Source organism: Deltaproteobacteria bacterium, from assembly GCA_026712905.1.
Lineage (GTDB): Bacteria > Desulfobacterota > Binatia > UBA9968 > JAJDTQ01 > JAJDTQ01.
On record JAPOPM010000225.1, the window covers coordinates 16,792 to 30,322 of the forward strand.

Annotated in this window: 9 protein-coding genes; 1 reads left to right on the plus strand and 8 read right to left on the minus strand. The window is 66.5% G+C overall.

All coding sequences use genetic code 11. The annotated features are described in order from the left end of the window. Position 1 precedes the first annotated feature (1 nt). Positions 2–1,195: a hypothetical protein gene (locus OXF11_19240; GenBank protein MCY4489232.1), complete on the plus strand. Its 1,194-nt coding sequence runs from the start codon at positions 2–4 to the stop codon at positions 1,193–1,195. Here the strand turns inward: OXF11_19240 and OXF11_19245 are convergent. From OXF11_19245 to OXF11_19280, 8 genes are all read right to left on the minus strand, one after another. After that, entirely contained in the window at positions 1,155–2,015 is an 861-nt protein-coding gene (locus OXF11_19245; GenBank protein ID MCY4489233.1) for a methyltransferase domain-containing protein, read from the minus strand. The genes OXF11_19240 and OXF11_19245 overlap by 41 nt on opposite strands. Then, positions 2,012–4,300, minus strand: coding sequence for an MMPL family transporter (locus tag OXF11_19250; GenBank protein ID MCY4489234.1), 2,289 nt, complete (start codon positions 4,298–4,300; stop codon positions 2,012–2,014). The genes OXF11_19245 and OXF11_19250 overlap by 4 nt, the downstream gene beginning before the upstream one ends. Before the next feature lie 264 nt (positions 4,301–4,564). Next, complete coding sequence (locus OXF11_19255) at positions 4,565–4,834, minus strand: NHLP leader peptide family RiPP precursor (GenBank protein ID MCY4489235.1); 270 nt, start codon at positions 4,832–4,834, stop codon at positions 4,565–4,567. A gap of 177 nt (positions 4,835–5,011) precedes the next feature. Continuing rightward, positions 5,012–7,924, minus strand: coding sequence for an ATP-binding cassette domain-containing protein (locus OXF11_19260; protein ID MCY4489236.1), 2,913 nt, complete (start codon positions 7,922–7,924; stop codon positions 5,012–5,014). Next, complete coding sequence (locus OXF11_19265) at positions 7,924–10,074, minus strand: NHLP family bacteriocin export ABC transporter peptidase/permease/ATPase subunit (protein MCY4489237.1); 2,151 nt, start codon at positions 10,072–10,074, stop codon at positions 7,924–7,926. Before OXF11_19265 ends, OXF11_19260 begins: the two co-directional genes overlap by 1 nt. Positions 10,075–10,146: 72 nt before the next feature. Beyond that, on the minus strand, positions 10,147–11,037 hold the full coding sequence (locus tag OXF11_19270) for an HlyD family efflux transporter periplasmic adaptor subunit (protein ID MCY4489238.1): 891 nt from the start codon (positions 11,035–11,037) through the stop codon (positions 10,147–10,149). 152 nt (positions 11,038–11,189) lie between these two features. Beyond that, positions 11,190–12,233, minus strand: coding sequence for an ornithine cyclodeaminase family protein (locus OXF11_19275; GenBank protein ID MCY4489239.1), 1,044 nt, complete (start codon positions 12,231–12,233; stop codon positions 11,190–11,192). A 125-nt stretch (positions 12,234–12,358) separates the two neighbouring features. Further along, on the minus strand, positions 12,359–13,531 hold a 1,173-nt coding region (locus OXF11_19280), incomplete at its 5' end, for an MFS transporter (GenBank protein ID MCY4489240.1).

Consider the following 13,531-nt stretch of genomic DNA (forward strand, 5'->3'; position numbering starts at 1 on the left):
TATGGAAGCCGGCGACCGGCCAGCCATGAGCTTTGAAGACCAGTGGAGTGCCAACGAGGAACGCCTTCTCCGCGAGGCCGGTTCCCTGGGAGAGTTGCTTGAGCGGATCAAGGGCCTCTTTTCCCCGCTGCTGATCCGAGGCCGCGGATGGGAAAGGCTGGTGGAGCGTGCCGGCGACTTGCCTCCCACGCTGGCGGGCTTCCCGCTCTGGTTGGGATTTCCGCTGGATGACTCCCGACCGGCAGCGGATATCGGCGTCTCGCTGGTGGGCGGGACCCGGTCGGCGGCTTTCTTCGTGAACCGGGGGCGGTCCGGAAACGCGGACCCCGCGGCAGTGGGTATCGCCTCGCTGCTGGGTGAAACCGGCCCGGAGGAATCGCCTCTTCGGCGCGTGGTGGGCGACCGGGTGTTGCTCGAATACGACATCGATTCGACGCAGCCCACGCACGGCGATACGGGGATCTTCCTGTATCCCATTCGACCGACGCTGACCGGTGACCGCACCGGCCAGCGCCTGCCGGATCTCGGTCTGGCGCTCGACGCCATGAACGCCGCCACCCGCCGGGAGCCGGACGCCGCTGAACGCCGACACGTCGAGCGGGCCTACCTTGCGCTGGAGTCCGGTGCGCGCATCGGCGCCATTGGCGCCTTGCCGTCGAGCGGAGAGGGGATTCGGCTTACGATGTTGGGTTTCGACACGGCGCCCGACGTCACGGGATTTCTGGAACGTGCCGGCTGGCCCGGCCGGCCGGCGATGGTCGCCGCCGTCCTGTCGCGCCTCGAGCGCCGGCGCGCCTTGGACCACATGCACCTGGGCGTCCACTTCGAGGTGAACGCAGGCGGGGTGGGACCGACGCTCGAGCTGCACGTCTTTTCCCAGAACAGGATGTACGACCAACAGGGTTGGTTCAAGGACAAGGGGTACTGGACCGGCCTGATGGACGGTCTGTGCGCGGAAGGCCTGGCCGCCCCCCAGAAACTGTCGGAACTGGCCGCATGGTCATCCGGCGCCAAGACCCTGTTCGGCCGGTCGGGGCCGTTCGTGGTGTTGCAGCGCATCCACCACTTCAAGCTGGTCTTGGCCGAGGACCGTGTTCAACAGGTCAACGGCTACGTCTTCCTGTTAATGTGCTCTTGGGCGCAGGGCCAACCAACTAACGCGCCGGCTTCGCGCCGGACACCAGCCGGTACGTGAACGCTCCGTCCCGCAGCCCCCGGTCGAAGTCGACGGCGGCCCCCATGAACTCGTGGTACGCTGTCCACTCCGGCCGCGGCCGCGGGCTCATGAACACGAACAGCAACCACCGCTTGCGAGTCTCCTCGGTGGACGGCGCCACTTCCGACGCCAGGTCCCGTTCCCGCATGCCCTCGAAGCCCGCCTGCTCCAGCGTTGCGAGCACATCGCGCCACGATGCCAGGGGCGGCATGTGGAAGCCTCGTTGCATGCTGACGTGGACCGCTTCCTGTTCCTCCGAGAGCGGCGTGCCGCTGAGCAGGCCTTCGAGGGCCTGCCAGCGCCCTCCCGGCTTGAGCACCCGGTGCACGCCGCGGAGATAGGCGAGCTTGTCCGGCGCGTAGCAGAATGATTCGTGGTTCAACACGGCGTCGAAAGAGTCGTCGGGGAACGGCAGGTCCATGAAGTCGCCGTGACGGAACTCCACCAGGTGGCCGACGCCGCGCCGGCGGGCGTGCTCCGTCGCCACCGCCAGGTGCGGCTCACAGTTGGTCAAGCCGGTGACGCGTACGCCGTACGACTCGGCCATGGCGATGGCCGTACCGCCTACGCCGCAGCCCGCGTCCAGAACCTGCCGTCCCGGGGCGAGGCCGCACCCGTGCGCCAGAGTCCGGTTGGAGCGCAGCAACGCTTCCTGCTCGTTGGCCGTGTCCGGCCCCCAAAGCCCGAAGTGCCACATCCGCAGGTCGCCGCTGAACTTCACCAAAGGGTCCGTCAACGCAGCGTAGTAGCCGCTGAGGGAGGCTTCCGTCCCCGGATCGCCCTCGTTCGCGCGATTCATGGCGTACCTTCCCGTGTGTTGCCGGCCGTCGGGCCTCGGTCCACGGCCATCAGCAGGGGCGGGAGCAACAGCAGATCCGCCAGCAACGCAAGCGCGATGACGATCGCCGTGAGCTGGCCCATCTGCGCGGTGGGAAAGAACTCGGAAAAGCCCAGGACCAGGAAGCCGGCCACCAGTATGGCCGTGGTGGTGAACATGGCGCGCCCGACTTCCTGAAACGCGTAGCGCACCGCGTCGTCGGGAGCGCAGCCCTGCTCGCGCCGCGCGCGGTGGTACTTGCCGAGAAAGTGCACCGTGTCGTCCACCACGATGCCGATGGTCATGGCCATGACGACCGCAAGCGCGAGTCCGACTTCTCCCACCACGAGCCCCCAGATGCCGAACCCCATCAACCCGGGGATGAAATTCGGCGCGAGGCTCACGAGCCCGAGCCGCAGCGAACGGAAGGCGGCAATGAGCAGGACCGAGATGCCGAGGAACGCGATGGTCGTTCCCAGCAGCATGGCCCGGATGTTGCGCTGCCCGATGTGGGCGAACATCAGCGCGACTCCCGAGCTCTCGACCCGGGTGATGTGCGGTGTATTGCCGTCCAGCCACGCTTCCGCGCGCGCGTTCAGTTCCAGCACTTCCCGCGTGGAGAGGGTCTTCGCGGTCACGGTCATGCGCGTCGCCGATTTGGCGACGTCGATCTGGTTGTTGAGATCGAGGCCGAAGGGAAGCGAGAGCTCGTAGAGCAGCAGGTATTGTGAACCGAGCTCGCGGCTCTCCGGGAGCCGGTAGGCGGCCGGGTCGCCGCCGTGCATGCTCTTGTTGAGCTGCCGGAAGGTGTCGCTGATGACCCGGACGTGCCGCGTTTCCGGCTGCGCGCGGTACCAATCGGCGAAGGCCGACACGTCCGTCAGGAAGGCGGGCTCGGCGATATCCCCGGGCCCGGACGATACCAGCGAGTATTCGAGCACCGTGTTGCCGCTCAGGCGCTTGTCCAGGAAGTCCATGTCCTGGCGCAGCTCGACGCTCTCGTCGAGGAAGTTCGTCAACACGTCGTTCAACTCGTTACGCGGCACGGCCGCCGCCAGTGCCAGGACCACCGCCACCGAGCCCCACAGTAGAACGGTACGGCGGCGCACCACGAACTCCGCGACGGCGGCCATGACCGGGTCGTGACCCTTTCCGGCCGCCCGCGAGCGCACCGGGAGAAGCGAAACCAGCGCGGGCAGGAACGAGACCGAGAGCACGAAGGAGATGCCGGCACCCAATGCAACCAGTGTTCCCAGGTGGCGGTAGGGCGGTACCTCGGAGAAATTCATGGTCAGGAACCCGAGGGCCGTGGTCACGCTCGCAAGAAAGACCGGATACAGGTTGAGCCGGATGGATTCGACGATGGCCGCGCGTTTCGAATCCCCGGCCTGCAACCGGTGCAACAACGTCACCAGCGGGTGTACACAGTTGGCCACCGCCACCGTCAGCACGATGATCGGCGTTGCGGCCGTGGTCGGTGTAAGCGGAATGCCGGCCCAGCCCCCCAGCCCCATGGTGGCGAGCACGGAGAAGACGATGACCAGCCCCGTTGCCGCCACCCCTGCCAGGGTCCGGGTCAGGACGCCCAGGATCAGCGCCATGATGGCCAAGGACGCGGGGAGGACGGTCCGGGTGGTGGCCGCGGTTGCCTCCGCAAAGGCCTGGTTGAGGACAACCGTCCCGACGAGACGGAAATCAATGCCCGGGAAACGGGCTTCGGCTTCATGGAGAAGGCTGCGCGCGAATGCGACAACCTCGGAAATCCTGGCCGCGTCGTCTTCCTGGGGCAGCTTCACGGTGACGTTGACGGCGCTCACGGCTCCGTCCCTGGCCACGGCGTTCCCCGCCAGCCGAGGGTCGGCCAGAGCCGCTGCCCGGATACGGGATCGTTCCTCCGCGTCGTCGAGCTTCGTCGGGTCCACGAGGTCGCGGACGGACAGGTCGTCGCCGTCCGCTACGGTTTGCTGGAAGTTGGCGATGGAATCGACCCGTGTCGAGTAGGGCGTCTGCCATGCGCGCTCGGTAAGCCAGATGGCGGCGGCCAACGCCCTTTCCGAAGTGACGTCGCCGTCGTCCGGAGCGATCATGAAGAGGACGTTGTCGCTCCTCTCGTAGGTATTCTCCAGTGATTCGAACGCCAGGAGCTGGGGATTGTCCCGGCTGAAGAACATCCGGTAGTCCGTGGAGGACTTGAGGAAGGCGCCGCCCCCGGCGGCCACGGCCACAAGGACCAGGGTCAAGACGATGACCGGCCAGCGGGCGGCCACGACCCACTCGCCGAAACGATTTTCGAAGTGTTGAAAAGAGACGCCAGATTTGCTTGCCATAGCCGAGGCCACTATGCGCAAACAGATCAGAAAGATCCGTCAACTACAAGCCGTATCCAGCCTGCAGCACGCGGAGAGCCGACGCATGAGAAGGTGACCCTGCCGACACGGCATGTCTACGGACGCGCCTGCCGTCAAGGGCCACCTTCCCTTTGCACGGCTGTACAACCACTTCCGGCTGGGCCGGTAGCGGTCGTGGCTGGCTCAGCAGCAGCAGCGGCCGGCGGCGATGGCCTCGAGTTGTTCCTCGTCCAGTTGGCCGGCCGGCAGGGACAGATGCACCGTGTTCATGTCGCTCTCATGCACATGGATCGCGACATTTTCCGGAAGGTCCACGCCGAGCTCTTCACGGATGGCGGTCTTGGGGTCCGACAGGAGCTGTTGGCGGAAGTCGAGGTCCTCCACCGCCTTGTCTATGAGCTTGCGTTGCATTTCCTCCGCGGACTGCATCGCCGCTTGTGTAAACTCCTTCATGACATACCCTCCTCATTTTTAGCACGAGAATCTTTTGAAATAGTTTCTATCAAGTTGAACGGCGAAATTCAACACTAACTTTGATATCAATATAGATTTTTTTGTGAACGGTTTGCTGGGGTCGTTGGTACAAGCTGACCTTCCCCCCCATCCCACTACGATTGGTGGAGGGTAGGCTCAAGCCATCTGCCGGCGAACCAAGTCGCGAAATACGCCTTCCGTCGCCGCCAGTTCCTCGAAGGTGCCTTCCTGGACGACCCTTCCGGACTGCAACACGTAGAGACGATCCGCCTGGCGCAGGGTGGAGAGCCGGTGGGCGATGACGATTCGTGTGGAGTCGAGCTGCGCGAGGTTGTCTACGATCCGCGCCTGGCTGTCGTTGTCGAGCCAGTTGGTGGCTTCGTCCAGCAGCAGGATGCGGGGTTTGCGGATCAGCGCGTGGGCGATGGTGATGCGCTGGCTCTCGCCTCCCGATGTGACGCTGGCACTGGCGCCTACCGGCGTCAGCATCCCCATCGGCATCGCGGCGATCTCGCCATCGACGGCCGCCAGACGCGCTGCGCGCCACGCGTCCTCGGCGGTTGTTTCGTCGTGGCCTCCGGCGATGTTGTCCCACAGGTCTTCCGGATGGAGCCGCACTTCCTGGGGAACCACGCCGATCTGCCGGCGCACTTGCTTGACGTTGAGGTGTTTCAGGTCGCGCCCGTCGTAGTACACCGCTCCGGCCGACGGTTGTTCCAGCCCCAGGGCCAGGCGGAAGAGCGTGCTCTTGCCGCCTCCCGACTCGCCGGCGATGGCAACGAATTCGCCGGGGCGGGCGTGAATCGATACATCGTCGAGGATAGAGGGACCATCGGGATCGTACCGGAAGGAGACGTGATCGAACACGATCTCGCCGCCCAGGGCGCCTACCGACTCACCACCGGCTTCGGTGTCCATGGGCTCGGCAAGGAACGGTCGGATCTGATCGAGGGCCGGCGTCATGCCGGCAACGGCGCTGAAAGATGTGCCGAGGCGTACCACCGCGGTCTGAAACACCATGAACACGGCGTAGACCACGAGGAAGTCGCCAACCGCGAGGGTTTCCGGGTCCGGCAGCGTGGCCGCCAGCAGCACGGCTCCGGCAAGGAAGGGCAGCGCGGCGCCGAGCGCCTGCAGGTGCGCTTCGCGGGCGCGGAGCTCCAACTCCGCGTGTTTCTGTTCACGGTAATCTCGCGCCCACACCGCGAATGCCGATCCCTCCGCGCCGTCGACCCGCAGCTTGGAAATACCCTTGATGAGCTGGAACAGGCGGCCGGCCAGACGTTGGACGATTTGAATCACCCGGCCGTGGTGCGATATCTGCAGCAGACCGAGAACGACGGTCACGGCCAGTGAAAGGAGCCCGAACGCGGCGGTGACGACACCCAGCGTGACATTGTAGAAGAAAATAAGGAGAAAGGCGGGCAACAGGAACACGATCGACATCAAGGCGTCCGTGGCCATGCCCTGCTCAGCGTCGCGCAGGTTCCGGAACGTCATTCCCCGCAACGCCAGGTCGCCGGCCGGATAACGGTGCAGGAAGCTCAGAGGGAGGCGGAGCAAGCGGTCCCAGAACGCCGCCTCGATCCGGGACGCGACGCGTCCTTCCAGGCGCATCAGCACCATTCCCCGGAGCACGTACAGCAGTGCCCCGATCAGGGCCGCCGCCGCCAGTATCCCGGTGACCGAGTACAACGGGCCGGTTTCGCCGTCTGGAATGACCTGGGCGGCGATGAAGCCCAGCACCACCCCGGGCAGCAACGCGATCAGCCCCCCCAACAGCCCGGTGGCGACGTAACGGCCGAGGTCGGCGGCCAGACCCTTGCTGGCAAGCCGGAAGAGGTCCCGCGGCCCGGCGCTGGCGGTGACCAGCGGCCGATAGAACACCCATGCGTCGGCGCGGAGCGATTCCGCGCTTTCGGCGGTAACCCGGGCGCGACGCCCGGTGTCGGGATCCACCTCCCAATAACGTCCCAGCGAGCCCGGCAGCAAGGCCACGGGCCGGTCGTCGTCGGCTCGAAACGCCAACATTGCGCCGCTGTCGCCGGTCCACCACTTGTCTTCCCCAGCGAGACGCACTCGCCGGCCGCGCACCCCGGACGCCGCCAGGATGTCCGCAAGGGGTGGGGCGGCGCCGGTGGCGTCCGTCGCCGCCGGCAAGTTGAAGGCAATGCCCTCATGACGGCCGACGATCCGCAGGGCTTCAGGCAGCGCTGAACCGTTCGAGCCGGCGTCCTCGGGTTCGGACAGGCCGTAAAGGTCGAACAGGCGCCGGCGGGCACTCTCCTCATCCACCCGGCGGTTGGTTGCCCGAGCCCGATCCAGGTTGGCCTGGTCGACGACCGCCAAACGGCGGTTGAGGCGCTCCAAGGAAAACACCACGGCATGGAAGTTGGCCAGCGCGGGCAACAGGAGATGCTCTTCGGCAAGAGCCTGCGAAGACCGCGTGGAAAGCCGCGCCGGTTCCATCAGGGTGAGCCAGCTGCCGGCGGTGAGCGGTATCGGGTTGGCGTCGTCGCCCTTGCTGCCGGCCGGGTCGATCAGGTCCATGAACAGTGCGACATTCGGCGGCAGCGCGGACACCCACGCGACCCCCTGTCGCGCCGAAAGCGTGCCGGTTCCCGCCGTGGGTGCCTGTCCGGGTTCGATGGTCATGTCCAGCCGCGGCAGCGGCGCGACGTCCCGGGACAGGAAAGCGGAGACGTCCCTGAGCCATGCATCGACGTGCGCCGCCAATTCCGCATCCCGTGTGGCGGTCAGCCCGTCCGCCGGAAGCCGCCGGAGCACCGTGCCCGGCAACCCCTTGGCGACAAGGCCCAGGGTGGTGTCTTCGTGCTGGGATGCGACGCCGGGAAGGAGACGGCCGGCATCGGCGCGCAGCAAGTGGCACGGTGTCGATTGCTGAACGCCGTTCCGGCGTTCGACCATGAACAGGTCGACGGCGCCTGCCTCGACGAACCAGACGAACCGCGGATCGTCCGTCTCCACCGGCAAGTTGCCGGCGCAGGGGACGGCGGTTCCGGACTCGGCGGCGAGGTGGGCGAGCGAGCAGGGTTCCGGGGTCTCCATCAGCCCTCCCGGACCAGCCGGTGGTACAATCCGTCTTCGTCGGCCATCAGTCGGTCATGGGTGCCGCGCTGCACTTCCTCCCCCTTGTCGAGAACAACGATCTCGTCGCAGTCCCGCACCGTGCTCAGCCTGTGCGCCACGATCAGGCAGCTCACACCCCGGCGTCGAAGCGCGTCGTCGACGGATTCCTCGGTGGCGGCGTCGAGAGCGCTCGTCGCCTCGTCGAGAATCAGCAACGTCGGGTTGCCCGACAGCGCCCGGGCGATTTCCAGCCGTTGCCGTTGGCCGCCGCTGAAATTGCCGCCGTCTTCCTGGACCGGCGTGGCGTATCCGAAAGGGCGGTTGAGGATCTCGTCGTGGATGCGGGCGTCGCGGGCCGCAGCAATGACGTCATCGTCGGGAACGGCGGGGTTCCACAGGGTGATGTTCTCGCGCACGGTGGCGGAGAAGAGGGCGACGTGCTGGTCCACCATCGCAAGGGACCGCGACAGCACTTCGTCCGGAATCTCGTTTCGTGGCCGGCCGTCGAACAGGATCTCGCCGGACCAGGGTTGATAGACCCCGGCAACCAGACGCGACAACGTCGATTTTCCCGATCCGCTTGGACCGACGACCGCGACCCTTTGTCCCGGTTTGATGACCAGGTCGACACCCTTGATCAACGGCGGCCGACCCGGATTGTAACCGAAGGTCACGTCGCGCAGTTCCACCTGCCCGGCCAGTCGCAGCCGGCCGTCCAGTGTGGCGATGGACTCCGACGCCAGGGGACGGCGCGTGAGGCCCGGATCTTCCGATGTTTCCGTGATGTCGTCCAGGCGCTGCATGTCGGTCTCGAACGCCTGACGCTCGTCCGCGAACTCGACAAAACGTCCGACAGGGGCCAGGAAAAGACTCGCGACGATGTAGAACGCCACCAGCGCGCCGAGGGTCATTTCGCCGGCCATGACCTGACTCGCGCCGAAGGCCAGCACCGCAACGTTGCCAAGTATCGTGAACAGGCCCGGCAGGGCCGCGTTGACGTGGCTCAGTTCGGAGAATCGCTGGCGTGCGGCCAACTCCCGGGCCTGATGGCCGGACCAGCGGGAGAAAAAGCTGTCGTCCTCGGCGGTCATCCGCAGGTTGTCCGTTTGATCCAGCATCGACGCGCCGACGCCAAGCAGCAATCCCTGTTCACGCCGCAACGCGTGGCTCTTGTCGGTCCGAATGCGCGTGATCGTGCGCGCGAGCGCCATGTTCAGCACGGCCAAGGCCAGCACGATCGAGGCGAGAGCCGGATTGTAGGTCAGCATGACGGCCAGAAACACCGCGCTCATGGCGATTTCGATCAGCAGGCCGAGAAAATGGTTCGACAGGGCGTTGGCGATCCGGTCGATGGAGAGAATCCGGGAAGCGAGCTCGCCGGCCAGTCTGTGGTTGAAATAGTCCACCGGGAGCCGCAGCAACCGCGACAGACAACGGTTCCCCGCCATGACCGAAATGCGCGTGGCCAGGCGCTGCATGCACCGTTGCTTCAACCACGTGAGCCCGTAGACCACCACGGCGGTGGCCGCCAGCACACCGGCCAGCAATCCCCCCAAGGGCTCGTGCTGTGCCAGCACGCGATCCACGAACAGGCCGACTGCCGCGGGAATGACCAGAGCCAGCAGAGCCAGCAACAGCCCGCACACCAGCGCGTACGCCAGCCCCTCCGATGCGCCGTGCAGCCAAACGGGCAAGTACTGTCGCAGGGTGGGCCGCATGCCGCCGGGCTGAAACTCCGCCTCGGGCTCGAACTGCAATGCGATCCCCGAATAGCCCGCGCTGAACTCTTCCTCGGAGAGGGTGCGCCGGCCCGACGACGGGTCGTTCAAGTAGAATCGCCGCTGGTCGAAGCCTTCCAGTATGACGAAGTGATTGAACTCCCAGAACAGGATCAGCGGCAACGGCAGCTTCTTGAGTTGTGCCACCGTGACCCTGCGGCCCTTGCACTCGAGCCCATAGTGCCGGGCGGCTCGCAAGATGCCGGCGGCGGTGGAGCCGTCGCGGCTGACTTCGCAACGGCCGCGCAGTTCGGTGAAGGGCACCCAGCGGCCGAAATAGGCGAGCACGCTGCCCAGGCACGCGGCGCCGCATTCGGTGGAATGCGTTTGCAGGAGGACCGGAGTGAACACGCGCCGCCTTCCCGGTCCGCTGGCGGGCTTCGCGCGCGAACCCGCTGGACTCTTCCGGCCGGACCGAAACATTCAGGAACGCCCCGAGTCGAAGAGTGCGGCGGGAGAGTGGCGCCCGAGTACGATGCTTACTCGGCATGGAGCGCCGTCCCGGACAGGGGAAGGCGCGGCTCCGCGCAGGACGATGTCGACTCGATACGCGGAGTCCGGGACCCTGGGCGGCAACGAAGCCAACCAGCGCGGAAGCGGTCCGGGGGTCACGAAAGCTACCTCGCCCTGCAACTCGCTCGTGACGCCGCCGGGCATCGCGACCTCCACCAAAGCCTTCATGCCGGGGTGAATTCGGTGCGCCTGGGGTGGCTTCACGCGCAACACCGCCTGAAGCGGCGCCTCTTCCACAGCGCGGACTTGCGCGACCACATCTCCCGAGTCCAGGAATTCGCCTGGAGCGGTTCGCAACGTCATGACCTCACCCTCGTGCGGGCTGACGATCAACTCCCTGGCCGCGCGTCGGGCTTCCGTCTGCAGCAGCGCGACCCGGGCCGAGTGCAACAGCGGGCCCGTGACATTGCCTTCGTTCCCGGTTTGGCGCGTCCCCGATTCAAGCAGGTCCACGCGTTGACGCAGGGCGGCCAACTCGCGTTGCAGCCGCGGCAGGCTCTGTCGGGCGATGGCATCCCCGGCCTTGACACGGTCTCCGGGGGCCACCACGAACTCCAGCAGGTGTCCGGGCTCGTTCGAGACCACCTCATGCCGAGAGCCCGGCTTGATCAGCACCCCGTCGATGGTAACCGTGCGTACAACCGTGCCGAACAGCACCCAGCCCATGAGCCCCAGCAACGCCAGCCCGACGCCGGCGAGAATCACGCGTTCATGGGGCGCCGTCACCCTGAGAAGATGGTCCAGTTGCTGGCGTTTGTTCCGGCTGGCGGCGGGTTCCTGGAGGAACGGGTTGCTTTGCATGCGGCGGAAGCTCCTGACCTATTCAGGGCGATCACCCGATTCGGGAGAGTTTATCACGTCGACGGAACAATATGGAGGAGGCTGCGGACGCAGAGAGATCCGCGGCGCCCATCTTCGTGGTCCGCGGCGACAAGGGCAAGCCCTGCGTCCCCTCAGAACTCGATGCCGATCTCCCTCGAACTGGCCAGAACGAAGATCCGGCTGGCGATGGCGATGTCGGCGACGCCCTGTCCGGCGTTGTTCTTGAACAGGGTGATCTGGTCGGAGGCGGTGCGGCCGGGGATGCGGCCGGTGAGGAGGTCGCTCAGGTCGCCGACTTGGTCCCACTGGAGGAGGCCTTTTTCCACGGGCTCGTAGAAGTCTCCTTGCTGGTCCTGGACGGCCTGCTCGCGGGAGTTGGCGACGATGACGTCGGCCCGCTCTATGGTGGTGTCGTCGATCTCGCGGCGCCTTTGCTTGATGAGGCCGGCGTTCATGAGGCCGACGTTGCCGCCGACGATGGAGGTGACGTGGACGCCGGGTTCCAGCCAGGAGCCGTCGAACACCGGGACGTTGGAGTTGGTGGCGGTGAGGACCACGTCGGCGCCCCGGACGGCCTCCCGGGCGCTGTCCACCGGCACCAGTTCGCAGGACACCAGGGGCTGCATTTCCTCGCAAAAGGCCGTGCGGGTCTCGGGGGTGCGGCAGAAGAGCTTCACCTTGGTGAAGTTCCGGATGGCGGCGAAGGCGAGCAGGTGGTACTGGGCCTCCGCGCCGGCGCCGAGGAGGGCGAGGACGGCGGCGTCTTCCCGCGCCAGGTGGCGGGTGCCCACCGCGCTGGTGGCGGAGGTGCGCAGTTGGGTGGCGCGGGTGGCGGGCACGCCCTTGACGCCGAAACGGCCCACCAGGACCCCTTTGAGGGAAGAATCCCTGGTATCGAACAGCACCACGCATGGGCGCCCCGCGTGGTCGTAGGTCTGGTTCTCCCTGGACGTGGCGACGAACTCCGAGTGGGCCAGCACGCCGATGCCGCCCAGGCTGGGGACGCCCCCGGGATGCACGCTCACGCGGGCGCCCTCGCGGGTCATGACCCGGCGCCGTGGGGCGTTGAGCTCGGCGTTGTCGCCCAGCTCGCGGAACCCGGCCTCCACCGCGTCGATGGCTTCTTCCATGGTGACGATATCGGCCGCGTCTTCGGCCCGGATCAGTAGCGCCACGTCGTTCCAGTCCTTTCAGGGGTTGTCGCGCGAAGGGCGACCGCGGGTCGCCCCTACGGGTCGTCGCGCTTTGCCGACAACGAACAATCCTCCGCACATTCTACGCGAATTGGCCGGACATCACACTACGGGGCCGAGGCGCCGGCCGTCGCGGCCGCGGCCGTCCTGGGGAGGGCCCGTTCGTCGATGGGCCAGTGGAGTATCGCCGCCACCACGCCGAGGCCGGCGCCGGTCCACCAGATGATGTCATAGGACCCGGTGTAGTCGAACAGCACGCCACCGAGCCAGATGCCGATGAAGCTGCCGATCTGATGGTCCAGGAACACGATGCCGTAGAGCATGGCCATGTAACGGGTGCCGAAGACCTGCGCCACGATCCCGCTGGTGAGAGGGATGGTGCTCAGGAACAGCAGACCCATGAGCGACGAGAACACCACGACGGTCACGTTGGACATGGGCAGCAGGTAGAAGCCGGACATCACCACGGCGCGCAGGAAGTAGATGAGGCTCAGCAGATTCTTCTTGCTGTAGCGGTTGCCCAGGACCCCGGCGCCCAGACAGCCGGCGACGTTGAACAGTCCGAGGAGCGAGATGGCGGTGGCGCCCAAGGCAGGGGAGAGGCCGTTGTCCACCAGCAGCGCGGGCAGGTGCGCGGCGATGAACAGGGTCTGAAAGCCGCATACGAAGAACCCCGCGGTGAGCAGCAGATAGCCGGTGTGGTGCCGGGCCTCGCCCAGGGCCTGCCACAGGGTCTGGTCGCGCTGGACCGTCGCCGGCTGGTTCTCCACCAGCGCCGCCGACAGCGGCACGATGAGTCCGGCCAGCAACGCCAGCAGCACCAGGGTCTCCACCCATCCGTAGGACGAGAGCAGGATCTGTCCGAAGGGCACCACCAGGAACTGTCCGGAAGAGCCGCCGGCGCTGCCGATGCCGAGGTACAGGCCGCGCTTTTCGGCCGGCGCGGCACGCCCGATGACGGCGAGCACGAGAGAGAAGCTGGTGCCGCTCATGGCCACGCCCGTGAGAAAGGCGGTGCTGAAGGTCATGCTCCAGGGGTCCGTGGAAACGGACATGAGGTAGAGCCCGACCATGTAGGCCAGGGCACTTAGTGCCACCACCTTGGCGGAGCCGTAACGGTCGGCCAGTCCCCCGAGGATCGGCTGCGCCAGCCCCCAGATGAGGCTCTGAAGGGCGATGGCAAAGGAGAAGATGCCCCGAGGCCAGCCCAGGCTGTCGCTGATGGGGGTGAGGAACAGGCCGTAGGTCTGGCGGATGCCGAAGGCCAGCATCATCACCAA